The organism is Gilliamella sp. Occ3-1 (assembly GCF_001690655.1).
GTDB lineage: Bacteria > Pseudomonadota > Gammaproteobacteria > Enterobacterales > Orbaceae > Gilliamella > Gilliamella apicola_P.
Genome location: NZ_LZHQ01000005.1, coordinates 1 through 24899 on the forward strand (window position 1 = coordinate 1; position 24899 = coordinate 24899).

Consider the following 24899-nt stretch of genomic DNA (forward strand, 5'->3'; position numbering starts at 1 on the left):
ACATTGAGCCTTAATGTGTAGGATAGGTGGGAGGCAAAGAAGCATGCACGCCAGTGTGTGTGGAGTCGACCTTGAAATACCACCCTTTAATGTTTGATGTTCTAACCTATACTTCTGAATCGAGGTAAGGGACACTGTCTGGTGGGTAGTTTGACTGGGGCGGTCTCCTCCCAAAGAGTAACGGAGGAGCACGAAGGTTAGCTAATCCTGGTCGGACATCAGGAGGTTAGTGCAATGGCAAAAGCTAGCTTGACTGCGAGAGTGACGGCTCGAGCAGGTACGAAAGTAGGTCATAGTGATCCGGTGGTTCTGAATGGAAGGGCCATCGCTCAACGGATAAAAGGTACTCCGGGGATAACAGGCTGATACCGCCCAAGAGTTCATATCGACGGCGGTGTTTGGCACCTCGATGTCGGCTCATCACATCCTGGGGCTGAAGTAGGTCCCAAGGGTACGGCTGTTCGCCGTTTAAAGTGGTACGCGAGCTGGGTTTAGAACGTCGTGAGACAGTTCGGTCCCTATCTGCCATGGGCGTAGGAAAATTGAGAGGGTTTGCTTCTAGTACGAGAGGACCGAAGTGAACGCACCGCTGGTGTTCGGGTTGTGATGCCAATTGCATTGCCCGGTAGCTACGTGCGGAATAGATAAGTGCTGAAAGCATCTAAGCACGAAACTAGCCTTGAGATGAGTTTTCCCTGAAGAGATTCAGTAAGGTCCGTTTGAGACTAAGACGTAGATAGGTCAGGTGTGTAAGTGTAGTGATACATTGAGCTAACTGATACTAATGAACCGAGAGTCTTAACCTTACAACTCGGAGTTGTTTTGGGTTACGCGATATTGAGTTGATTAAAAGTTGAAAGAACAGTTTGTTCCGGATTGAGAGATGAGTATTGATATGAGATAATGAATAGATATTGATACTGATTGAGAGAGACAGGATATGTCTGGCGGTAATAGCGCGGTGGTCCCACCTGACCCCATGCCGAACTCAGAAGTGAAACGCCGTAGTGCCGATGGTAGTGTGGGTATTACCCATGTGAGAGTAGGGTGCCGCCAGACTTTTAAATTTAATATATACATACCAAATACGGTGGAGCGGTAGTTCAGTTGGTTAGAATACCTGCCTGTCACGCAGGGGGTCGCGGGTTCGAGCCCCGTCCGTTCCGCCACCTTATTTAGGGGCGTAGTTCAATTGGTAGAGCACCGGTCTCCAAAACCGGGTGTTGGGAGTTCGAGACTCTCCGCCCCTGCCACAAGAATAATGATTTTGTTTTAAATTTAATCATTTGGTTATTTTTACCCGAACAAATAAAAAAATTTTGTTTACAGATTAACTTAGTCAATTATAATTCCTGCCCGAGTACTTTTACAACCTAGAGGATAGAACATGGCTGAGAGTTTTGTAAATCAACAACGTTTTTTTGATAATAAGAATTACCCAAGAGGATTTTCTCGTCACGGTGACTTTACTATTAAAGAAGCACTTATATTAGAAAAATATGGTTGTGCTTTTAAAGATCTTGATGCTGAAGTTAGAAAGCCTATTACAGCGGAAGAAAAATCATTTGTTGATGTTTGCAAAGGCAAAAAAGAACCATCAACTGATTTTGAAAAAACGTGGCTGAAATATCTTTCTCGTATAAATAAACCAAAACGCTTTCATACATTATCTGGTGGCAAACCTCAAGTTGATACGATTGATGATTTTGTTGATGGGGATGACTAATTTTTTAACCAATATTTTTGTGTAATTGAATTAATAACCGATCCATAGAACGATAACCTAATGCTTCTGAAATATGTTTTCGTTCTATGTTTTCTGATAAGTCTAAATCTGCAATTGTGCGAGATACTTTTAGAATACGATGCCATGCTCTAGCAGAGAGCCCTAATTTTATCAATGCTTGCTCTAAATATTCATTATTTTCGTCTGATAATTTGCAGTAGCATTGTATTTGATTTGTACTTAACTGACTATTTAATTTATTATTTCTTCTAAACTGGATATTTCTTGCTTGTAAAACACGTTGTTTTACCGTTTCGGTTGATTCTACTGAAGTCGGTTTTTGACTTAAGGTGCCTTTAGGTAATAAAGGCACCTCAATAGAAATATCAAATCTATCGAGAAATGGTCCTGAAAGTCGATTTAAATAACGGATTGTTTGCTGCGGTGTTGTTCTATTATGTGTTCCTTGATAATGTCCTGTAGGGCTTGGATTCATTGCGGCTATTAATTGAAACTTAGCAGGAAACTTTATTTTTGCATTTGCTCTTGAAATGATAATTTCACCTGATTCAATTGGCTCTCTCAAGGCGTCTAATACTTTTCGGTTAAATTCTGGTAATTCATCTAAAAATAAAACTCCATTATGTGCTAGTGAAATTTCTCCTGGTTTAGGTATTGTTCCTCCTGTCAAAGTTACAAATAAGTGGCATAATAGGCAAAACATGTAACGGTAGAATAAGGCTTAAGCCTATTTTTTACCTTGAAAAGATACTATTTAATGGCACTATTTACACAAATAACTGTCAAAATCCTTAAAAAGATACTAATAAAAGTCAAATTATCTATGAAAACAGAACAAGCTTTTAAACAAGTTCGTAAGATTAAACCAACACGCCTTAGTGTATCAGGTTATCTTCCTTTCAAGGAAGGCATTAGCGTACCTTACGAATCTACGCTTGAGCGTGATCTCTTGCTCTATTTTACTTATATGCCTGCGGTAGAGGAAATCGTTTCTCAGCCTACTCGCATTTTGTTTGTAAAAAATGGGCTAACCTATCCTTACACACCAGATTTCCTCATTCGTTTCAATGATGGGCGACCGTCCTTGTTAATTGAGGTGAAACCAAAATCAAAATGGCAAGAACATTGGCGGGATTGGGAAGAGAAATGGAAAGCTGCAATGAAATTTGCGAAGAAGAACGATTGCATCTTTCATATTTATGATGAAGATAAAATTCGTCATCTTGCTTTATTCAATATTAATACTGTACAGCGATATAAGAGATTACAGTGTGATCCTGAAGATATTAAAGCGGTACTCTCTCAAGTGGAATTGCTTGGTGGCACCACAATAGATTATCTACTTTCTCGTTTCTTTACAGGTTCTTTGTATCGCACGAAAGGATTACAAATTATCTATTACTTGTTGGCAACCAAACAACTAACTTGTAATTGGTTTGAGCCACTTTCTGAATTTACTGAAGTTTGGGGATATTCAAATGACTAATTCAAATGAAAAAGGATTTATTCACCCACGTTATCATGGCAAGTTAGAGCGTGGCCGTATTATTCTTCAAAAGGGTAACATTTATGTAAATCGTGAAGATGGCGAACAATATGAGTTACTTGAATATCTTGATGAAGATGCTCAGGTCATGATTCGACATATTCATACTCGCCAAAGTAAGATTGCCAGTATTCATCAGTTAGATAATTTGAAAATCAACGAACGTGAAGATGTATCAGTTGATTTAAGTGCAATCAGTGATGATTATTGGGAAAAGGCATTGAAAAAATACGAAATGATTAAACCGTTACTTAACTATGAGCAACATAGTCCAGCTTCGGTAAGAACTCGAGCGGAAGAAGTTGGCGTAAGTGAACGCAGTTTATACCGATGGTTGCAAGCCTATAATTCACTAGGCTCTATCGCAGGGTTGGTTAGTCGTAAACGTGGTTGGGCTGAAGGTAATTCTCGTTTAACTAAAGAACAAGATGAATTAGTTACATTAGTCATTAATGAGTTTTACCTGCACAAGCAACGTCCTTCTATTGAACAGACGATTCGTGAAGTACAACGTGTAGCGAGTCAAAAAGGCATTGATAGCCCTAGTCGTAGAACAATTCGACAGCGTATTTTGCGTATTTCGGAAGAAGAAAGGTTACGTAAGCGTGGACAAAAAGAAAAAGCGAAGAATAAATTTACACCTAAACCAAATAGTTTTCCAAATGCTGATTTTCCGCTGAGTGTGATTCAAATCGACCATACACCTGTTGATTTGATTATCGTAGATAATCAGTATCGCAAGCCGATTGGCAGACCATATTTAACGTTAGCAATGGATGTGTATAGCCGAATGATTACAGGTTATTACCTTTCGCTTGATGCACCATCTGTTACTTCTGTCGCAATGTGTATTGCTCGCAGTATTTTGCCCAAAGAGCGTTTATTGCTAGACCATAATATCAAAGATGAATGGGCTGTATTTGGTTATCCAAACAAAATTCACGTAGATAACGGTGCAGATTTCCGTTCACTTGATTTATCAAAATCTTGTGAAGCACACGGTATTGCTTTGGAATTTCGCCCAGTCGGTCGTCCTGAATTTGGCGGACATATTGAACGTGTGATTGGTACATTTATGAAAGAGGTTCATGGTTTGAGTGGTACAACTTTCTCTAATACGAAAGAAAAAGATACTTATCAATCTGAAGCCGAAGCTGTAATGACGTTAGATGAATTTGAATCGTGGCTAATTAACTACATTGTGAATGTGTACCATAAACGTACGCACTCTGCTTTAGGAATGTCGCCTGTTCAAAAATGGCATTTAGGTATTTTTGGTGATAAAGACCATGTGGGCTGCGGTTATCCGCAGATGCCTGTTGATGAACAAACATTATTACTCGATTTTTTACCAAGTGAAAAACGCACGATTCAACATAATGGCGTAACGATAGATGGTTTACGTTACTATGATGTTGCTCTTAATATGTACATTAATGATTCGGATGAAAACGGTAAAAGCAAGGAATTTTTATTTCGTCGAGATCCACGTAATATTGGCAAAATTTGGTTTTACGATCCAAGATTAAAACGTTATTTCCCTATTCCGTTTGCAGATCAATCATTACCTGATATGAGTATTTGGGAATATAAACAAGTTCGTCAATTCTTGAAAGACAAAGATGAAAAATTGATTCATTCACAACAAATTAATGATGCTTTAACAGAAATGCGTGAAATGGTTGAGCAATCAGCTCATAGAATGAAGAAAGCTCGCCGGCAAGCACAACGACAGAAAGTCCATGCAAAAAGTGATGTAGTAATACCGACTAATGTAATCGAGAAAACACAACCTGAAATAGTAAAAGCACCAGCTTCTAGCTTGCTTTCAGATGATGAATTCACATTTGGGGATATTGAATAATGGAAAAGCAATATGAGTATGTTCATGAAAAATTTCGTCATTTAGTGACCGCAAATAATCAAGAACGGATTGAGTTTTTAGATGAACCTCGTTGGGTGGGTTATCCTGTTGCAAATCGAATTATTGAGAATCTAGTTTCACTGATGAATAAACCGAAAAGACCAAGAATGTTTAATTTGTTGGTAATAGGGGATTCCAATAACGGTAAAACAACGTTAATTCGCCATTTCTACGATTTATACGGGCAACCTTATGTCGATAGTCTATCGGATGGTGTTCGCCCTATTATTTTGGCAGAAGCACCGCCGAGTGCAAACGAAAAAGAGCTTTATATTTCGTTATTAGAACGTTTTTATGTGCCTTATCGCTCAACTGATAGTGTGGCAAAGTTACGTTATCAAACGATTCATTTGTTTCGTGAATACAAAGTAAAGATGTTAGTTATTGATGAATTTCATTCTTTACTTGTGGGTACGCCACGTTTGCAACGTCAGGTTATGAATGCGATTAAAATGTTATGTAATGAACTGCAAATTCCTATTGTTGGTGTAGGTACAAGAGATGCAATTCGTGTCCTACATACTGACCCACAACACGCTAGCCGTTTTGATGTTGCTGAATTGCCAACGTGGAAATTGGATAAGGACTTTCAAAAGTTACTTTTCCAATTTCAGGGTGTTTTGCCATTGAAGAAATGCTCTAACCTACAATCGCCTGAACTCGCTACTAAAATTCATACGATTTCAGGTGGAAATCTAGGGAATGTACATCGCTTATTGACTGCGTGTGCAGTAGAAGCAATTACATCAGGTACTGAGCAAATTACGTTAGACATTATCGAGAAAAATTCATGGGTACAACCGACGCAGGGCTTCCGAAAAATTATCGGATAAAATCAGGTACGATTAGAACGTCAATACAACCAAATGAAAGCATTAGTTCGTGGTTAATTCGTGCAGCATTAGATTGCGGCACTGACCCATTAACGTTTACTGGATTTTATTGGGATAAATTGCGGTTATGGACGTATGATTTAGATAGGGGATTTGAACCTATTCAGCAGCAAATCTATTCTGATATTTGTGACTTATCTCTGAATGGGATGGTAAACCTAGAAGCTAACTCTCTTTATTCCGCATTAAAACGGATTAACGGTGAACAGACCTTAATGAAAGGTCAAGCGAAGTGGGTACTGCCAAGAAGCTCTCGTAATCGCTCACATCGTAGCGGTCAGCATTATTGCTCATGCTGTTTAGATGAAGCACCATATTTACGGAATGAATGGCGTTTTGCATGGTATTTTGGTTGTCTTAAACATCAAACATTACTTGATGCAAAATGCTCTTGTTGTGGTGAGCTATATCAACCGCATTTACTGTCTGCGGATAAAAGACAACTAAATTATTGTCATCATTGTGGTGAGATGTTGAATCATCACTCTGATTTATTAAGTGAAACGGAAATTGAAACACTACAAATACTAGATGCTGTTTTTACAAGTGATTTAGGTCTATGTTTTCAGAAACAAGTTAATTCTCAAGAGTATTTTATTATTTTACGTTATTTTATTAATCTCATTCGTCGTGGAGCAATAGTAAAATCTTCTCACGCTATTGCAAGGTTTCTTGAACAGTTAGGCATATCACAAGGTAATCTATGTCAACCTAAAACAGCATTAGCATTTGAATTGCTACCGATAGAGGAACGTAAAAATCTTTTGGTGAATGCTGTAAAAATTCTTCAGTTATCTTCCGAAGCAATTATTTATGCGATTCAACAAAGTGAGATTACACAAAAAGCCTTTGCTTTTGAAAATTACCCTTCTGAGCTTGATTCACTATTCAAGCATGCAAGAGAAGGTAGAGAAGTTAATCGAAAAACAATAGCAAATAAGCCTAAAATTAATTCTAATTTAAGTCTTAACCGTCAATGGGAACGACTAAAACGACAATTACAAATTGCAGTATGAAGATAACCCAAATTCGTTCGCAAAATAGTTGTTCTATTTGTGGAAAAACACCAGTTACACGCAAATTCCGAGAGGAATACTATTGTGCGAATTGTTACTCTCAATGGTTTAAAAAGAAAACCTGTAAGTCATGTGGTCAATTAAAGCGTATTCACCGTGATGGCGAATTTTGCCTTGAGTGCGAACGTTTGACGGATTGTGTTCGTTGTGGAAAAGAAGCTGGTACATTTAATGTAGGAATGGTGACGAATTACGGAACTGTATGTTCATCATGTGTTCGTTACTTCCGTGAAGAACAAATGTGTTCAGAATGTGGCAATATGACCCGAGATAGGTATCGTTCACCAATCACAAAAGAATCTATATGCCTTTCTTGCTATCGACGATACACCTTTGCAACGTGTAAGAATTGTAGCCGTTATCGCAAAATTCATAATCAAGAAAAGCAATTATGCAAAAAATGTGATGAACAGTTACTTTCAACTTGCCCTAAGTGCAAAGCGGAAATGGCTTCAGGTTATGGAAATATTTGTCCTGACTGTGCAAGACGAACCTTATTATTCAATATGATTCGCTTAAATGCGCATATCTTTCGCCATAAGACAATTAAAACAGCCTATAAGAAATTTATTTTTTGGTACATGAGAAAATGCGGGATTAGTGTTGCTTTACATAAAGGTTCAGACTTTATGAGATTTTTTATTGATTGTGATGATATTTGGCAGAAAATCCCTGATTATGAAAAGTTGGTTATTCATTTTAAACCAAATGGTTTGCGTGCAAATTTAACCGTATTACGCTGGTTACTTGATACTAATCAAGTAGTTGTAGATGAAGCTTTAAAAGACGACTTAGCTGAAATGCAACGCATACAATCCCTTTTTAATAAACTTAAAGAATCTGTACCTTGTATAGCAAGTTACTATAAACTTTTACAAAAACGATATGATGATGGTAAAACTTCACTAAAATCTGTTCGGTTAGCTTTACAACCAGCTATCGACTTAATCAGCTCTCAAGTAGTAGCAGACTATCCTACACAGGAACAGTTAAACCATTATTTGAGCGAGAAAACAGGTCAAATTGCGGCAATTACAGGTTTCATCAATCACCTGAAATCGGCATATCACTGCGAGTTAGACATTAACCGCAAACTTATTCAACAGATGAAAGCTAAACGGCTTAAAAAACGTTATTCGCAACGTTTAGTTGAACTCTACAAGCAAGCCAAATTAACGGAAGTTGAACAAATGGAATTGGTTTCTGTCGTGCTATATAGCTTGCACGGTATTGAAATTAAAAAGCCAAAACTTGATACCATTGTACTGATAGATGGTGTGGCTTATTACCGTGACAACACGAAGGATTATTTCCTTCCCCAAGATATTTATTCGCGTCTAAAACAGCAGTCTTGACGAGAAAAAATGTTAATTTTGCGATCTTGCTCGAAAAATTGAAACACATTTCTCGACAGAAATCACTTAACTTTAAAAGTCCAATTTAAACAATGGATTGAGGAAGAACAGAAAACCGACGAGATGATCGCATTCGCTACTATACCGCACATTTTAAGACGGTTTGACAAACGGCTTGCCATCATTAAAGGAAATCGACTTGAGAAACGCCATCTAAGCGAATGGCGTGAAGCTTTTCGTATAGATAGGGTTATCTCTATTTATTAGATGTATGATAAATAGCCTAATAAATAGGCTATTTTTATTCATAAATTTCAATTTCCGATGCTGTTTTAAAAGCCTGATTTTTCTATTTGTGGTATAATACAGGTATAAGTAATAAGCAAAAATATAGAAAATATGAAAAAAGCTGACTTTATCAACTATCAAGGTAGTAAATTAGGAATTATTGATTTTATAACTTCTGGAATCGAAGAGATAAACACCTCATCAGGAGGTGTACTTGATTTATTTTCAGGCTCTGGAGTTGTTACCTCTAATCTTTTAGATAAATTTAATGTAGTATCTAATGATGCTGAATCTTATGCATCTACAATATGTCAAGTCTTTTCAATAGATAAAAAAATAACATCACAGCAATATGATGATTTTTATAACTTATATAGCTATCAAAAAAACAGATTAATTAAGCAAGAAAAATTAGAGCATTACATAAATATGGAAGATTTAGCTTTAAAAAATAGAAATATTAATGATCTAATTAATCTTTATGATAATCATAAAACTATTTGGAGTAATCCAAGTAAGTTAGATAGTGAAACTTTAAGAAAAGAAGATAAGTATAATTTATTTACCAGATATTATGCAGGAAATTATTTTGGTATTAAACAAGCTATTGAAATAGATTCTATTGTTTATAGTATTCATAATAGTGAATATCCTTACAAGGATTTATTCTTTTCTAGCTTATTTTACGCTATGAAAGAATGCTCTTACTCTAGGGATGGACATATGGCTCAACCTTTAAATTTAATAAAAAATAGTAATAGAGCTTTTGTTACTAGAATGAAGAGTATTGAAGTTTGCTTTAAACAAAAGTTGGATCAATGTATTTCAGAATTAGGCAACAAGAGAAAACATAAGCATGAAGTTTACAATCTTGATTGTATGCAAGTGTTAAATGATATGAATATAATGAATAAGATTGACGTAATTTATGCAGATCCTCCATATACTGATATGCAATACTCAAGATATTATCATTTACTAAATGTTGCAAGAAAATACAATTATCCAAAACCTACTATTAGTAAAAATGGATTTACTAATGGCTTATATACAGAGGGGAGATTTCAATCAGAATTGAGTCAAAAAGGAAAGGCAAAAGAACTTCTAATAAGCATAGTAGATAAAGCTCACTCTTTAAACAAGGGACTAGCATTATCTTACGCCTATCCTAAAGAAATTGAAAACCAGAAAACGGATAGATATACAGTTTCTATTGAAGAATTAATTAATATTTGTACAACAAAATATGGTGTTGAGCAAGTAAATGTTAATAAGATAAATTATAATCATTCTAACAATAAAAACAAAAGCAAGAAAGAAGTAATAGAATATTTAATATTATGCTCAAGCAAGCCAGTTAAAAATAATATAAATATAAATAAAATAAAAAGTGAATTATCTAATATAACGCCAACAAATAAGAGTAAAATTTATAATACTCATTTATACTGGTCTCAGAAGGCTTTTAATATTAGTGATTATTTAATTAAAGAATTAACAGATGAAGGTGAGGTGGTTTTTGATCCTTTTTTAGGTTCAGGTGTTACAGTACTAGAAGCTGTAAAAAATGGAAACAATAGAGCTGCCATAGGATGTGATATAAATGAAATGCCATTATTCATAACTAAGACAATCTGTGAATATAGTTTAGATAAGGAGCTGATTAATGAATTAAATCATTTCAAAAAAGAAATGAAAATGATTGATGAACTATATAAGGTAAATTGTGAAAATTGTAACAATCAAGTTTCTATTGACAAGGTTGTATTTGATAAACCTATAAGAAATAAAAATGACATAAGTATAAATGCAGTAAGTATAAAATGTACTTGCGGTTGTAAACAATTTAATAATTTAGAGCTTGTTGAAAAACAAATGTATAAAGAATATACATATAATATTGTTGATAGTAAATACAACTTAATAAAGAATTCAAAAATAGCAGTGCTAGATGGAGATGTTATTTCTAATATATTTACCTCAAGAAATCTAAAGGCTTTAGATGAATTGTTAGAGTTATCAAGGAAATACTCAGAAAATTTACAAAGAATCATTGTTTATATAATAAATTCATTGCTACACCAAGCTAAAATAACTGATACTCATTCTAACTCTCAGTGGTTGCTATGGATCCCTAAAAAGAACTGTGTAGAAAAGAATGTTTATTCTTTAGCATTAAAGAAAATAGATTTATTCTTAAAGGCTATTAAGGATATAGAGAAATCATATTCAAACACTGAAATTGTTAAAAAGTACGAAGAATTAGGTAAAAATAAAGCTATGCTGTTAAGAATGGGAAGCCAGTACATTACTGAACAGCAGATACCTGACAATAGCATTGATCTTATTATTACAGATCCTCCATATTTAGAACAGGTTTTATATTCTGAATATATGCAACTATATAAACCAATTGTAGGATTATCTTTTAATTTAGAAGATGAAATTGTAGTATCTTCTGCCAAAGAAAGAAAAAAAGATAAATTTTCCTATTATGATAATTTGGAAAAAGTATTTAATATGTGTGGCATGAAACTTAAAAAAGATAAGTTTATGTGCCTGTACTTCCATGATAGTGATCTTTCCGTTTGGCATAATTTAATAAAATCAATATATGATTCTGGATTTGCTTTTATGGGGCAGAGTCATATAAAAAGAAATGTAACTCTAAAAAATATTATAAGCCCTAAGAAATCTTTAAATGGAGATTCTATCTTGTTTTTTATGAATACTAAGATGAAAAACAGATATATGTCTGGAAAAGAAAATATTGAAGAAATAGAGCTTAATGTCTTAAATGAAGCAAAATATATGTTAAAGACATTGGGGCCATTATCTACTCCAGAATTATATGACAATGGGCTAATGGAGTTATTGATTGTTAATGGTTGGTTAGAGAAACTGGCTAAAAAATATAAATCGCTAGTTGAGCTTTTTGAGAAATCCTTTTATTGGAATAGCTATACTGCTAAGTGGTCTTTATAAAATAAAAGCCCATAAGGGCTTTTATTTAACTAGGAATTAAAGCATTGAAATATTGTTTAGGAAAATGTTTGTTTAATAATTCCATTACTTTAATCCCATTCCACATTTCCACATCGAAGTTTTTTGCAGCAATTTGTCCTTCTGATGTAAAGTCAGATGTGGTTACACATATTGTATAATCAATTTTATTATACGATTTTTCAGCAAATAATCTTTGTATTGGTTCTGAACCTACTTTAGCCACCCATCTTTTACATTGTAAATAGTAACGTTTAACTTCTTTATTAATTAATTTTGAAGCAATAATATCAACACCTCTATCTCCTGCTCCACCTCTTATATGGACATTAAAGAATCCCTCTTTTTCTAATAAATTCTTTATCAGTATTTCAAAGTCTTTTCCCGAAAATTGAGATACATCTTGACTTCCTTCAAAGAATTTATTTTTATATTCTTTTTTAATATAAAGACCATTACTTATTTCGCAATATGAATTCACTAATTCTTGTATCTCTTTACTATGATTGCCATCATTTAGAATCTTGGAAAGTACGGAATGGTCTGACTCACATAAAAGAGATGTAAGTTTTAAGTATAGATCTTCAATTTCAAAATAACCTTTATTTTCTAATAATTCTCTAATGCAAATAGGAATAACATCATATAATTTAATAAATATCGTTTGTTCATCTTCAACTTCGGTATAATAAATGTTATTGTCTAATTTTAGTCTTTGATTATCTTCTAATATAAAGTTGTTTGTAATGATCTTCTTTATTCTCTCAATATCATATTCATTAAAAATTAAGTGAAATTTATTTCTTAGATATGTAGATATATGAGAAACACCTTCTGTAAAAGTTACCACATGATTCGAATCTCTTACTAAATTATAGATTTTAGTAATGATCTCAGGTTCTACATTAATATTTTTTATATAAAAGTATCTATCTTCACTTGATAATTTCTTAAATACAACCACTTGTTCTTTCTGTAAAGTATTGGCATAGGCAGATTGCTTTCTTAACGTTGGATTAGTGTGCTCTATACCTACTCTGGTTACATACTCAAAACCGTTTTTTCTTGCAAGATTAATTATTTCAGAATAAGTTTGAATATATTTATTCTTTCCTAGTTTTATAGTTATAAATATATACTTATCTTCATTCAATACGTCATAAAATTGCTTAAACATCTTATCAAGGTCTTTATAATAAGATTCAATTGATGATTTTTCTTTGCGTTTAGTAGCATTGGTTTGTACTATCTCATTTTCTAACATAAACTCAGAAAATGAGAAATCTGTTTTGCTTACAAAATTATATAGCCATATTCTGTACAATTGGTTTCGTTCTAGGTATGGAACTTGATCTGTGTATGGGAAGTCAGTGTAAATTAAATCATATTTAATTTTTTCATTTTTAAGGTAATTGTTATAATCATCATTTATTAATTCTAATTTTTTTTCTGCTTTTGAAATTAATTCAATATTTTCTTTTTTAAATTTTAAGAACTTTTCATATTTATCATTAAATAAATGCCAAACATTCATTTCTTGACCATTATCAAGAACAACATGATATAGAATATCAGTTGAACTACCATACATGGCTATTTTTGCTAACGGTAAAGTATTCACTAGAATATGTTGTAACATATCTTTTTCTATACAGTCATCTAATGATGATATATTCTCTTGAATCTTTAATAAAGAGTACTGTGATCTTTTTGTAAAAAACTTATTATAAATATCAGCACCTGTTGAAGCTGTGATGTTTATTCTACTATTTTCCATAAGCTTATCATTTGGAAAAGCAGAAGTATCTTTATTTTCAGTTTCTACTAACTTAATATAATCACTTTCATCAAATTTTTTTCTTGAATTTAGACATGACGGACATTTATATAGTAAATGTATATTCATTCCATCTTTAATTTCTCTATTGGGGGTAGGGTTAAAATATTCTTTTGTTGATGGATCAAATAAAAATTTTTTAATGTAATTTTTATTATTACAGCATTCTGTTTTATAAAGGTCTAGTATCTCATTTTTACATTTATTTTCTATGCGCTTAAATAAGGAATTCAATTTTTTTAGATCACATTGTTCAAAAACCATTCTTAATGCAAAGAAAGTGTAATTATCTAATTCTATACCTGTAACATCTTTATCCGCTATTAAAGCAGATAATAAGAATGACCCACCTCCAGCGAATGGATCTAAGACTCTTTCATTTTCTGACAATAAATTTTTTATAATGAAACTAGATATACCAATAGATTTTCTACCTTTAAAATAAAAAGAGTTTTTTAAACTGTTTAAATGTTTATCATTATCTTTATATTCGAGAGCGTTCATTATTAAATCATTCACTTTCTCTATTTCTGAAGATTCAATTCTATTTTTCATAAAATTCTTCCATTGTTTCCTATTTTATTTAATGCTGATTAACTAAAATTGCCCCAATCACTATTTTGATTTTTAATTTTTTCTAACTCATTTAATGTTAAAATGAATTCTTTATACATAATGCTACCTTATTTATAAATTATAAATTATAAATGGTTATTGAGCTTCCATTTCATATTCATTTCCATCTTCATCAGTAACAATCATCACACCATTATGGATCCATTCAGCTTCGGCTTGAACTTCACCTCCATATTCATTTACGATGGTGCAATCACCGTATTTCCCAGTCATATCACAATCTCCATAAGCACTTGAACCGCCCATATCTTCTACATTGTAGTTGTAAGTGTAAGGTTCTATTTATTTAAAATTCTTTTAGTAAGTTTACTTATTCCGTTATATACCCAATTACTACTTTTTGCTGTTGGGTGTTTGAATGTTGCAATTTTCATTTCTTTTTCGTTCTGTTGTGAAATATAGTCAGTAGGTAGTTGCTCTGAAAGTATCACTTCACAAATTATTTCCATTAATTTACTACTTTGAGTGTCATCTAATGAAATAAAGTTTTCATCGTACCTTTCTTTATAAGTAATACCGCTCATTGAAATGTCATGTGATTTTTGAGAAAAATCTATAATATAGAATTTTTCATCGTCTAGGATGATACGAATTACCAATGCGATTTCAGGGTAGGCAATAGCATTATCTTGATCTAATGATATGAACACCAAATCATTGTCATCTCTGAATCCTAATTGGGGAGTAAACCAGTGGACCCGCCCGCCATTCTTTAAAGCAAAGTCTTTTGCCATATCCCAAAGTCGAAATAGCTTTATATCTTTATTTTCACTTGTATCATCTAGGAAACAAGCCGCTAAGCCTATATTACCTTCCGCACCATAACGGTCTCCGAATCCAAGCTCATCAGCCTCTTTGGGTTGTATTCCTTTAGTTTGATGTGAATTGTTATTTTGGTGTTGAACATGAACCGTGTTCATGATTCTTTTTTGTCCTAGTTCTTCAAATTTTTTTCTGATACTTTGAGATGTTCTATTATTAGGCTCGCTATCTGTAATTTTTGTGCTGAGATATTCTGTATTTACTTCTCGTTTATACTTTTTGATGGCAGGTTTTTCATTTCCGTTTGATTGGATATTTTTTTCTTCTTCCTTTTTATTGCGATGTAATACAAGAGTAATATCATCGCCGATAGGTTGATTTATACCTACAATTTCTGCACATAAAATAACTCCATTTAACTCAATACCACGAATTTTTAGTTGCACTTTTTGGTCGCACCAAAATTGAACTTTTATTGGCTTTGGATTCTTATCTGAAATCTTAATTTCATTATTAAGCGTTTTTGTTCGTTCTAGTGTTACTGCTTTATCATATTTGAGATGGTAAAGGAAAATTGCATCTTTCTTCACAAAATACTTTGATACAACAACGTGTTTTTCATGATATAAAGATGGTTCATTTATATCTAAATAAAACCGTTTTTTGACTTCATTCCAATCGTAGGTTGCCAAAATTCTCTTAATATCTGCTGACATTCCATAATGAGCACAGAAAAGATGTAATGGATGAATAATGAAATCTATACCATTTTGCTGAATTTTGATTAGTTGATTTTTATCATACTTATAGTTGTTACAGTCTGATTCAATAGTGTATAAATTTGGTGAGAATGGCTCGTTGTATTTATGGTTTTCTTTATCATAGAAAGGTTGATAATTTACGTTATCTCTGTTTCCTTCAAATGCTTGATTAGCTGTAACAAGATATTCTTTGAGTTTTACCTGTTTTATTGCCTTACCATCTTTCCAAACACTACCAATAAAGAAGTAATGAAGAATATTAATAGGCACAGAAATATACAGAATGCTTAAATGAGTGATACCTTCCTTTTTATAGGTAGGATTCTTTAGGTTTACCAACTTAACTTTAATGTGTGATTGAGTGTTTTTTCTTTGAAAAATCAAGCTACTATCGTACCAAACAACGATATATTCATAAGAAGGAAAATACCAACTACTACCTTTAATTGGTGGGTGAGGGCGTGGATTTAATTCAGCATGGTTTTCTAGATATTTCATCTTATTAAAGAATACTGAAAAATCAGGACAGAAACCATCATAGGGTTCATAAGTGAATTCTTTTCCAATAAGTTCATCTACGAAAGACATAATCCACATCCTTTCTATTATTTCAAGAGATATGTAGATTATAAATGATGTGGTAGCTATGTGACAATTATTTGTATCGTTTGCCAATTATTTGTAACTTTAACACCTCCACCAACTAATGCTGCCGCTGATGCACTATGGTGTGGCGATCTAAATGGCCTTTTACGCCAGTTTTTGATTGAACCATTTGGACTAACTAGACTAGTTATTGCAGCACTTTCAAGCGCTTCTTCATCAGATAATTGAGGTAACAGCGATGTCAAGCGAGTTGCTAACATAGTTTTTCCTGTCCCTGGAGGACCAATTAATAGTAAATTATGACCTCCAGCGGCTGCTATTTCTAACGCTCTTTTGGCTTGTTCCTGTCCGATTATATCTTGTAAACTAGCTAAGTTATTATCAACATCTTGATATTCACGGTATTGAACTACTGGTAAGTCAATTTCTTTATATAAATATTGGCATAACTCCAATAAGTTATTAGTGATTAAGGTATTGTTTTGGTGAATTAATGAAATTTCAGATTGATTTTCTGCTGAAATTATTAATGTACGATTTTTCTTTTTAGAAGAAATAGCAGCTGGGATTGCTCCCTTTACTGCTCTAATATTTCCTGAAAGGGCCAATTCTCCTAAAAATTCATAATGTAATAGGTTATCTGTTGGAATTTGTTCTGTAGCGGCAAGAATAGCGATAGCTATTGGTAAATCAAAACGACTCCCTTCCTTTGGTAGATCTGCAGGAGATAAGTTAACAGTTATTTTTTTTGCAGGAAAGGTAAAACCACTATTAATAATGGCACTTCTAACTCGATCTTTAGCCTCTTTAACCGTTGCTTCAGGCAGGCCAACTAAAACAAAACCTGGTAACCCATTACTAATATGAACTTCAACGTTTATTAACGGTGCTTGTATCCCAATAGATGCTCGAGTATAAATAATTGCAAGTGACATAGTTTTTAATTATCAACATATTGAATTATATTATTATAGTATTAGAAATATTGAGCAAACGATTAAAGTCAGTTTATTAATGGGATATGTCACGCAATAAATAATCCGTTTTTGCAATAATCTTAATTTTTTTTGTTTAAAGTTAATTTTGAAATAAATAATGATATAAAAAATAAACAAGTATTACTTAATACAATTGATGGTCCTGTTGGAGTGTCGTAAATAAAAGAAAATATTAGACCTGCAATAACTGATAACATACCAATTATTATTGCAATTATGGCCATAGCTTCGGGTGTTTTTGAATAATATTTAGCTGTAGCGGCAGGAATAATAAGCAAAGATGTAATAATCAGGGCTCCAACAAATTTCATTGATAGACCTATTGTTAGCGCCAACAGTAGAGTTAAAAGTAATTTTGTTATTTGTATATTAATACCGTGGCTAAACGCTAACTCTTCACTAACAGTAATAAATAAAATTTCATTCCATCGCCAAAGCAATAAAATGCCAATAAATGCTACACAAATAGTAATTTGATAAAGATCAGAATAGGTCACTGATAATAGATCACCAAATAAGTACCCCATTAGATCGATACGGATGTTATTCATTAAACTAATTACAACCAAACCAAGAGATAATGCACTATGAGCTAAAATACCAAGTAAACTATCAATTGGAAGTTGTTTTTGGCCTTCTAACCAAAGTAACCCTAAGGCTAGTAAAAGAGTTACAAAAATGACTGCATAAAATAAATTTATATTCAGTAAAAAGCCAAAAGCGATACCAAGTAAAGCCGCATGGGATAGAGTATCACCAAAATAGGACATTCTACGCCAAACAACAAAAGTACCTAAAGGACCTGTTATGCTCGTTAAGCATAATCCTGCTAATAAAGAAGGTAATAATAACTCAATCATTATGTTTTTTTCCATAACAAGACATAGCAATTTGCCTATGTTGATTAATAGTGGGGGAGCAACAATCATGTTGGTGATTATGATGATGCTTATAAACTGCGATTTGTGAAGCCCCATGTTGGCCAAAAAGAGAAATAAACTCAGGATCGTTAGATACAATAGCAGGTGTGCCAGAACAACAAATATGATGATTTAAACAAATTACTTCATCTGTTTTTGCCATAACTAAATGAAGATCATGAGAAACCATTAATACACCACAATTAAACTGTTTTTTCGCATCAGCGATTAGATCATATAATAATACTTGACCATTAACATCCACGCCTTGAGTTGGTTCATCAAGAATCAATAATTGAGGTTGCTTTGCTAAGGCTTGAGCTAATAATACGCGTTGCAATTCACCACCTGATAATTGATGCATAGATTTATTAATCAAATATTCAGCTTTTACCATTGATAACGTATTAAAAATCTTTTCGGTATTTAATTGTTTATTTAAGCGCATAAAACGTTTAACAGTAATTGGCAGTGTGGTATTTAAATTGATTGACTGTGGTACATAGCCAATTGTTAAATTACTTGAACGCTTAATTGTTCCTGAAGTATATGGAACTAAACCTAAAATGACTTTTACTAGAGTTGATTTACCTGCGCCATTGGGACCAAGTAATGTGATAATTTGATTAAGATTTATTGCCAACGAAACGTCATGTAATATTTTTTGATGGTCAATTTCCACCGAAACACTATCAAGAGAGATTAGTGGTTTCATATCGTTAAGAGCCTTGCCTACAATCATGTTATGTTATATTATAACAATTATTGATTTTATTCTATCATACTTTTTAATATAGGATAATGGTGTGAAAAAAAATATTACACAAAATAATAAACAATTAATCTCTTTTTTAATGATATTTAGTTCATTAATATTTATGCAAACTATCGCTAATTTTGCTAATGCGAAAGTTATTTCGTCTGTAAAACCCATAGGGTTTATTACTGAAGCCATTGTTTCAGGAGTGACTGATACTGATATTATACTTCCTGATGGCGCATCTCCTCACACTTATTATTTAAAACCCTCTGATTTAGCAAAACTTAAATCAGCCGAACTTGTGATTTGGGTCGGTAAAGATATGGAAGCTTTTATGCCAACAATCTTAAAAAATATTGATAAGCAAAAGCAAATTGAATTAATGACTGTACCGGAAATCAAATCGTTGCTTAGAACCAGCCATGATAAGCATGAACAGGAAGATGCTCATTCTCATGATGAAGTAAGCCAAGGTCATCATGGTGAATATGATGAGCATATTTGGCTTTCACCTAAAATTGCTAAGATTATCGCACAATCAATTCATGATAGACTTATTACCTTGTATCCAGATAAAAGCACATTAATTGATGAAAACCTAGACGAATTCATTACCAAACTCACAGAAACGGAACAAAACATTGCAAAAAAACTAATTACCGTACAAAATAGAGGGTATTTTGTGTTTCATGATGCTTATGGATATTTTGAGGCACAGTTTGGATTAAAAAAGCTAGGCAGTTTTACTATAAATCCAGCAGTTCAGCCCGGTGTTCAAAAAGTTTATGCTATTCAACAGAAGCTCAAGGATCATCAAGCAGTATGTGTATTTCGTGAGCCACAGTTTAGCCCTGCAGTTATTGAAAAAATAGTGAGTGGAACAGATGTTCGAATTGGAGAATTAAACCCCTTAGGGACGAGTATAACGCTTTCGAAAGGTGCATATTCACAATTTTTATCAAATTTAACACAACAACTGATGGATTGTTTAGATAGAAACTAGTTTTAGTAATAAATAGTTAAGGTTAATTTTGGCAAAAAAAATAAAATCACCTGATATTGGAAAAAATAATTTTAAGATTCCCTATTTTTCAATATTGGGAGTTCTTTTTATTGTTATTTTATTTACTATTCTGTGGCGTCCACTCAATTTGGATCGAACGGTTTATGTTCCATTAAATCCTCAAGTTGAAACCACTGTAAATGTTAATTCCCACTCTCTTACTGGTGATGGAAGAGTTGAGATAATAAATGGGAAAATTGCTACCATTACTGAATCATCAGATGTTCCGGAAGATGAGATTGTCAAAGATGAATTAGATGATATTGTTGATGGTAAAGATAATGCTGTACAATATACTATTGTTCGTGGGGATACTCTGCATGATATTCTAATTCGTTATAATGTTAATAAAAATGATATCTATCAATTAACGTCAAAATTTAAGCAACTTGCAAATTTAAGGATTGGTCAACAGATTAGCTGGACGACTGATGATAATCATAATTTGCAAACTTTTAGTTGGACAATATCAAGCAATAACATTCGAATCTATGAAAAATCGGGTGATAAATTTGTAGAAAGTTCTGAAACAGCTGAAGTTGTACCACAAGATATTGTTATAAAAGGTGACATTAAATCTAGTTTTGTTGCTGATGCTCGAAAGAGTGGGCTAACCAGTAATGAAATAGGTATTATTACTCGTGCTTTACAGTGGCGTTTAGATTTTCGCCGATTACAAGTAGGAGATAAATTTTCAGTTGCTTTAACACGAGAAATGCATGGTAAAAGCTTATCTAATAGTCAATTGCTAGGCGTTAGAATTAAAAATGGAACCAAAGACTATTATGCGATTTTAGCTGATGATGGTAAATATTATGATATTAATGGCAACAGCTTATCGCAGAGTTTTTTCCGTTATCCTTTAGCTAAAAAGGCGCGTGTTTCTTCTGGATTTAATCCCCGTCGTTTACATCCTGTTACAGGGCAAATAGCTCCTCATAATGGTGTTGATTTCGCGGTGTCTCGTGGTACACCTGTATTATCTGTTGGTAATGGTGAAGTAGTAATCGCAAAGTATAGTGGTTCAGCGGGCAACTATATTGCCATTCGGCATGGTCGTCAGTATATGACAACTTATATGCACTTGGATAAAATTTTAGTCAAACCTGGTCAGCAGGTTGAGCAAGGCGATAAAATTGGCCTATCAGGAAATACAGGGCGTTCCACAGGACCTCATTTACATTTTGAGTTACATATTAATAATAAGCCAGTTAATCCATTAACGGCAAGCTTACCTATTTCGGAAGGATTAACAGGTAAGTCGAAGAAGGCATTTTTGTCAAAAGTTAAAAGTATGAGCTCTCAGCTAAACTTTTAAAGTTATACATTGTTTTTATGCTTAACTCCTTACTCTGCTGAACCTTTTTAAAAAGGTAGTGAAGGTGTCCTTAAAAAATTATGTTATCATAAGCTAATTATTATTTAGTAATAAATGTTAGGTGCAGTTTGAAAACATCAACTAAAACAGAAAAAAAACGCTCTTCTAAAAAGACCAGAAGAAATAAAAAGACTACACTTTGGCGACGATTTTTGACACTACTATTTAAGTTGTTTCTTGTCTTTGCTGCAGTGGCTATTATTTATGGTGTTTATCTTGATCAACAAATTAAAGAACGGATTGATGGAAATGTATGGGAGTTACCGGCTGCAGTTTATGGACAAATTATTGATCTCGAACCAGATAGCGAATATAGTCTAAATGATGTGGTAACAATATTAGTTGGTGCGCAATATCGCCAACAAGATACCAAAGCTACTCGTCCTGGTGAATTTATTGTAAAAAATGATGCGGTTGAAATTTATCGTCGGCCTTTTACTTTTCCTGATGGTGAAGAGCAAGCTTTTAGAGTCAGAATAACTTTTTATGAAAATCGTATTGATCGTATTACTAATCTAGATTCAGGACGTGATTTTGGATTGCTTAAGATTGATCCTAAATTAATTACTATGATGCATTCTCCAAATGGCGAACAACGTCTGTTTGTTCCATTAAAAGAGTTTCCTGATTCATTATTACAAACATTAGTCGCAACGGAAGATAAACGTTTTTATGATCATCATGGCGTAAGTTTATATTCTATTGGTCGTGCGATTTTTGTTAATCTAACAACAGGTCGTACTGAAGGTGGGAGTACATTAACTCAGCAAACAGTCAAAAACCTTTTTTTAACTAACGAACGTAGTTTAAGTCGCAAAATACGTGAAGCTTATATGGCTCTTATTTTGGATGGACGCTATAGCAAAGAACGTATTTTAGAGCTTTATTTAAACGAAGTTTATTTTGGACAAGCGGGTAGTGAAGAGATCCATGGTTTTCCATTAGCAAGTCTTTACTATTTTGGCCGCCCAGTTAATGAACTGACATTAGATCAGCAAGCAGTACTAGTTGGTATGGTAAAAGGAGCTTCTTTATATAATCCTTGGACACAACCTCAACAAGTTATTGAGCGCCGTAATGTAGTTTTAAAACTTGCTCAGCAGCAAGGTATTATAGATGATGAGTTATATAATTTATTAAGTCAGCGCCCACTATCAGTTTTACCCAAAGGTGGTGTGATTTCACCACAACCAGCATTTATGCAGGTTGTACGCAATGAACTTCGAAAACAATTAGGTGATAAAGCAGATCACTTATCTGGTATGAAGATTTTTACTACCTTTGATCCTGTAGCTCAATCAGCTGCAGAGCAAGCGGTAACTAACGTAATTGAGAAACTGCGAAAATCAACTAATAAAGAATTACAAACAGCAATGGTTATAGTTAGCCGAGAAACTGGAGAAATTCGCTCTATCATTGGTAGTGCTGAACCCCGTTATCCAGGATATAACCGTGCTTGGTTAACTCAGCGAGCAATTGGTTCATTAGCTAAACCGTCAACTTATTTAACTGCACTTGGACAACCTGATCATTATCAACTTAATACTTGGCTTGATGATAAACCTTTATCGATAAAGCTTGATGGTAATGGTTATTGGGAACCGAAAAACTATGATCGTAAATTTCGTGATCGGGTTATGTTAGTAGATGCCTTAGCGCTTTCACTTAATGTACCTACTGTTAATTTAGGAATGGCATTAGGACTTGATGCAACAAAGAATACTTTACAGTCATTAGGTGTACCTGCAGAGCGTATACCCAATTTACCATCAAGACTACTTGGTGCTTTAGAATTAACACCATTAGAAACTGCGCAGATGTTTCAAACGATAGCTAATAATGGTCAACGATCTCCACTTTCTATTTTAAGATATGTATTGACCGATAAAGGTGAATTAGTTTATCAAAGTTACCCGCAACAACTTCAGGCTGTATCTCAACAATCAGCTTATTTAACTACTTATGCTATGCAACAAGTGGTTAATTCGGGAACATCTCGTTCATTAAAAGCTAAATATGGTTCATTTAATTTAGCAGCTAAGACAGGCACAAGTAATGATTCTCGTGATAGTTGGTTTACAGGAATAGATGGTAAAAATGTTGCTGTTGTTTGGATTGGTTTAGATGATCATTCTCCAATGAAATTAACAGGAGCAACTGGCGCCTTAAAAATTTATAGTGAATATTTACAAAATAATCCACCAAAGAAATTAGTATTGCCACTACCTCAAAATATTTTTATGGTACCTATTGATAGTGATGGGCAGTGGCAATGTAATGGGAGTGGTATTCGCTCTTTACCTGTATGGACGATTAACCCTCAGAGTTTATGCTCTGTCAATAACCAGTCTATACCGGTTCAGCAAGCACCGACTTGGGTTACTGACCTATTAAATAACTAAGTGAAAACAATATGCCTGAATTACCGGAAGTTGAGACAAGTCGTCGAGGTATTTTGCCGTATTTGAAAGGACAGATTATTGATAAAATTATTGTTCGACAACCTAAATTACGTTGGCCCGTTGATAAGGCTATAAGTAATGTGCACGGGCAAATTATTTTAGATATAAAACGTCGTGCAAAATATTTATTATTACAGTTACCCAACAATTGGATCGTAATTCATCTAGGAATGTCTGGAAGTTTACGTATTTTAAAAAATCCACAAAAAGCAGAAAAGCATGATCATATTGATTTAGTTTTAGAAAATGGCGTCACTCTACGTTATATCGATCCTAGGCGTTTTGGATCTTGGCTTTGGGCAAATTCGCTAGATGAAATATCTCAATTACAACATTTGGGACCGGAGCCTTTAAGTAATGAATTCTCTGCGGAATATCTATTAAGAAAAGCGAGGAATCGAAAAGTTCCAATAAAAAGTTGGATTATGGATAACCACATTGTGGTTGGCGTCGGTAATATTTACGCGTCTGAATCGTTATTTATGGCAAAAATCAACCCTAACCGAAAAGTAAACTCCTTACAATTAAATGAATTTGAAAGGCTTGTAGCTTCTATTAAGCAAGTTCTTACTAAATCAATTAAACAAGGAGGAACAACACTCAAGGATTTCCTGCAATCTAATGGTAAACCTGGATATTTTGCACAAGAGTTACAAGTTTATGGACGCGAAGGTCAACAATGTCTGATTTGTGGTACAGAAATAAAATCACAAAAAATTGGACAGCGTAATACCTTTTATTGTGAATATTGTCAAAAAGAGTAATATCTATACTAGCTAAATCATTACTTTTGGTTAGTCGCTAAAAAGTTTTAACATTTTGAACGTAACTCATCTATTCCTTGTGCAAAAAATATCTTATGAAATTATTTAAATAGGATTAGC

At 33.5% G+C, this 24899-nt stretch carries 16 protein-coding genes, 2 tRNA genes, 2 rRNA genes and 2 pseudogenes; 15 read left to right on the forward strand and 7 right to left on the reverse strand.

Annotated elements, in window-relative coordinates:
• From A9G43_RS01745 to A9G43_RS01765, 5 genes are all read left to right on the forward strand, one after another.
• Positions 1–806, forward strand: a 23S ribosomal RNA gene (locus A9G43_RS01745); the annotation flags it as partial.
• 137 nt (positions 807–943) lie between these two features.
• A 5S ribosomal RNA gene (gene rrf / locus A9G43_RS01750) occupies positions 944–1059 on the forward strand.
• A 33-nt stretch (positions 1060–1092) separates the two neighbouring features.
• Positions 1093–1169, forward strand: a tRNA-Asp gene (locus tag A9G43_RS01755).
• 8 nt (positions 1170–1177) lie between these two features.
• A tRNA-Trp gene (locus tag A9G43_RS01760) sits at positions 1178–1253 on the forward strand.
• Positions 1254–1387: 134 nt separating this feature from the next.
• Positions 1388–1726 (forward strand): DUF413 domain-containing protein, encoded by a 339-nt coding sequence (locus tag A9G43_RS01765; RefSeq protein WP_065606107.1) that lies wholly within the window; start codon positions 1388–1390, stop codon positions 1724–1726.
• Between the two features lie 4 nt (positions 1727–1730).
• Here the strand turns inward: A9G43_RS01765 and A9G43_RS01770 are convergent.
• A pseudogene (locus A9G43_RS01770) lies at positions 1731–2411 on the reverse strand (ATP-binding protein); the annotation flags it as partial.
• Positions 2412–2570: 159 nt separating this feature from the next.
• On the opposite strand from A9G43_RS01770, the gene A9G43_RS01775 reads away from it, so the two are divergent.
• The 6 genes from A9G43_RS01775 to A9G43_RS01800 all read left to right on the forward strand — a co-directional run bounded on the left by A9G43_RS01775 (position 2571) and on the right by A9G43_RS01800 (position 11814).
• On the forward strand, positions 2571–3233 hold the full coding sequence (locus A9G43_RS01775; RefSeq protein WP_065606188.1) for a heteromeric transposase endonuclease subunit TnsA: 663 nt from the start codon (positions 2571–2573) through the stop codon (positions 3231–3233).
• Positions 3226–5157: a Mu transposase C-terminal domain-containing protein gene (locus tag A9G43_RS01780; RefSeq protein WP_065606109.1), complete on the forward strand. Its 1932-nt coding sequence runs from the start codon at positions 3226–3228 to the stop codon at positions 5155–5157. Before A9G43_RS01775 ends, A9G43_RS01780 begins: the two co-directional genes overlap by 8 nt.
• Positions 5157–6050, forward strand: a complete 894-nt coding sequence (locus A9G43_RS01785) for a TniB family NTP-binding protein (protein ID WP_065606111.1) — start codon at positions 5157–5159, stop codon at positions 6048–6050. The genes A9G43_RS01780 and A9G43_RS01785 overlap by 1 nt, the downstream gene beginning before the upstream one ends.
• The gene (locus tag A9G43_RS01790; protein ID WP_065606113.1) at positions 6008–7126 is read left to right on the forward strand and encodes a TniQ family protein; all 1119 of its coding nucleotides are present in this window, start codon (positions 6008–6010) and stop codon (positions 7124–7126) included. Before A9G43_RS01785 ends, A9G43_RS01790 begins: the two co-directional genes overlap by 43 nt.
• Positions 7087–8541 (forward strand): hypothetical protein, encoded by a 1455-nt coding sequence (locus A9G43_RS01795; RefSeq protein WP_081297984.1) that lies wholly within the window; start codon positions 7087–7089, stop codon positions 8539–8541. The genes A9G43_RS01790 and A9G43_RS01795 overlap by 40 nt, the downstream gene beginning before the upstream one ends.
• A gap of 399 nt (positions 8542–8940) precedes the next feature.
• Entirely contained in the window at positions 8941–11814 is a 2874-nt protein-coding gene (locus tag A9G43_RS01800; protein WP_065606117.1) for a DNA methyltransferase, read from the forward strand.
• A 25-nt stretch (positions 11815–11839) separates the two neighbouring features.
• Here the strand turns inward: A9G43_RS01800 and A9G43_RS01805 are convergent, their stop codons facing one another.
• From A9G43_RS01805 to znuC, 6 genes and pseudogenes are all read right to left on the reverse strand, one after another.
• Positions 11840–14224, reverse strand: a complete 2385-nt coding sequence (locus tag A9G43_RS01805) for a restriction endonuclease (protein ID WP_065606119.1) — start codon at positions 14222–14224, stop codon at positions 11840–11842.
• A 156-nt stretch (positions 14225–14380) separates the two neighbouring features.
• Positions 14381–14518, reverse strand: a complete 138-nt coding sequence (locus A9G43_RS01810) for a hypothetical protein (RefSeq protein ID WP_218058582.1) — start codon at positions 14516–14518, stop codon at positions 14381–14383.
• 65 nt (positions 14519–14583) lie between these two features.
• Positions 14584–16416: a hypothetical protein gene (locus A9G43_RS01815; protein ID WP_065606121.1), complete on the reverse strand. Its 1833-nt coding sequence runs from the start codon at positions 16414–16416 to the stop codon at positions 14584–14586.
• 104 nt (positions 16417–16520) lie between these two features.
• Positions 16521–17369: pseudogene (locus A9G43_RS01820) on the reverse strand (YifB family Mg chelatase-like AAA ATPase); the annotation flags it as partial.
• 122 nt (positions 17370–17491) lie between these two features.
• Positions 17492–18292: a zinc ABC transporter permease subunit ZnuB gene (znuB, locus tag A9G43_RS01825; protein ID WP_065606126.1), complete on the reverse strand. Its 801-nt coding sequence runs from the start codon at positions 18290–18292 to the stop codon at positions 17492–17494.
• A complete protein-coding gene (gene znuC / locus A9G43_RS01830; protein WP_065606128.1) occupies positions 18285–19067 on the reverse strand; it encodes a zinc ABC transporter ATP-binding protein ZnuC in 783 nt (260 codons plus the stop codon). Before znuC ends, znuB begins: the two co-directional genes overlap by 8 nt.
• Before the next feature lie 103 nt (positions 19068–19170).
• Between znuC and znuA the strand changes: the two genes are divergently transcribed.
• The 4 genes from znuA (at position 19171) to mutM (ending at position 24779) form a co-directional block, all read left to right on the forward strand.
• Positions 19171–20115 (forward strand): zinc ABC transporter substrate-binding protein ZnuA, encoded by a 945-nt coding sequence (gene znuA, locus A9G43_RS01835; RefSeq protein WP_442903306.1) that lies wholly within the window; start codon positions 19171–19173, stop codon positions 20113–20115.
• Positions 20116–20143: 28 nt separating this feature from the next.
• The gene (gene mepM / locus A9G43_RS01840; protein WP_065606130.1) at positions 20144–21493 is read left to right on the forward strand and encodes a murein DD-endopeptidase MepM; all 1350 of its coding nucleotides are present in this window, start codon (positions 20144–20146) and stop codon (positions 21491–21493) included.
• A 128-nt stretch (positions 21494–21621) separates the two neighbouring features.
• On the forward strand, positions 21622–23955 hold the full coding sequence (gene mrcB / locus A9G43_RS01845; protein WP_065606132.1) for a bifunctional glycosyl transferase/transpeptidase: 2334 nt from the start codon (positions 21622–21624) through the stop codon (positions 23953–23955).
• An 11-nt stretch (positions 23956–23966) separates the two neighbouring features.
• Positions 23967–24779: a bifunctional DNA-formamidopyrimidine glycosylase/DNA-(apurinic or apyrimidinic site) lyase gene (gene mutM, locus A9G43_RS01850; protein ID WP_065606133.1), complete on the forward strand. Its 813-nt coding sequence runs from the start codon at positions 23967–23969 to the stop codon at positions 24777–24779.
• The last annotated feature ends 120 nt before the right edge of the window (positions 24780–24899 follow it).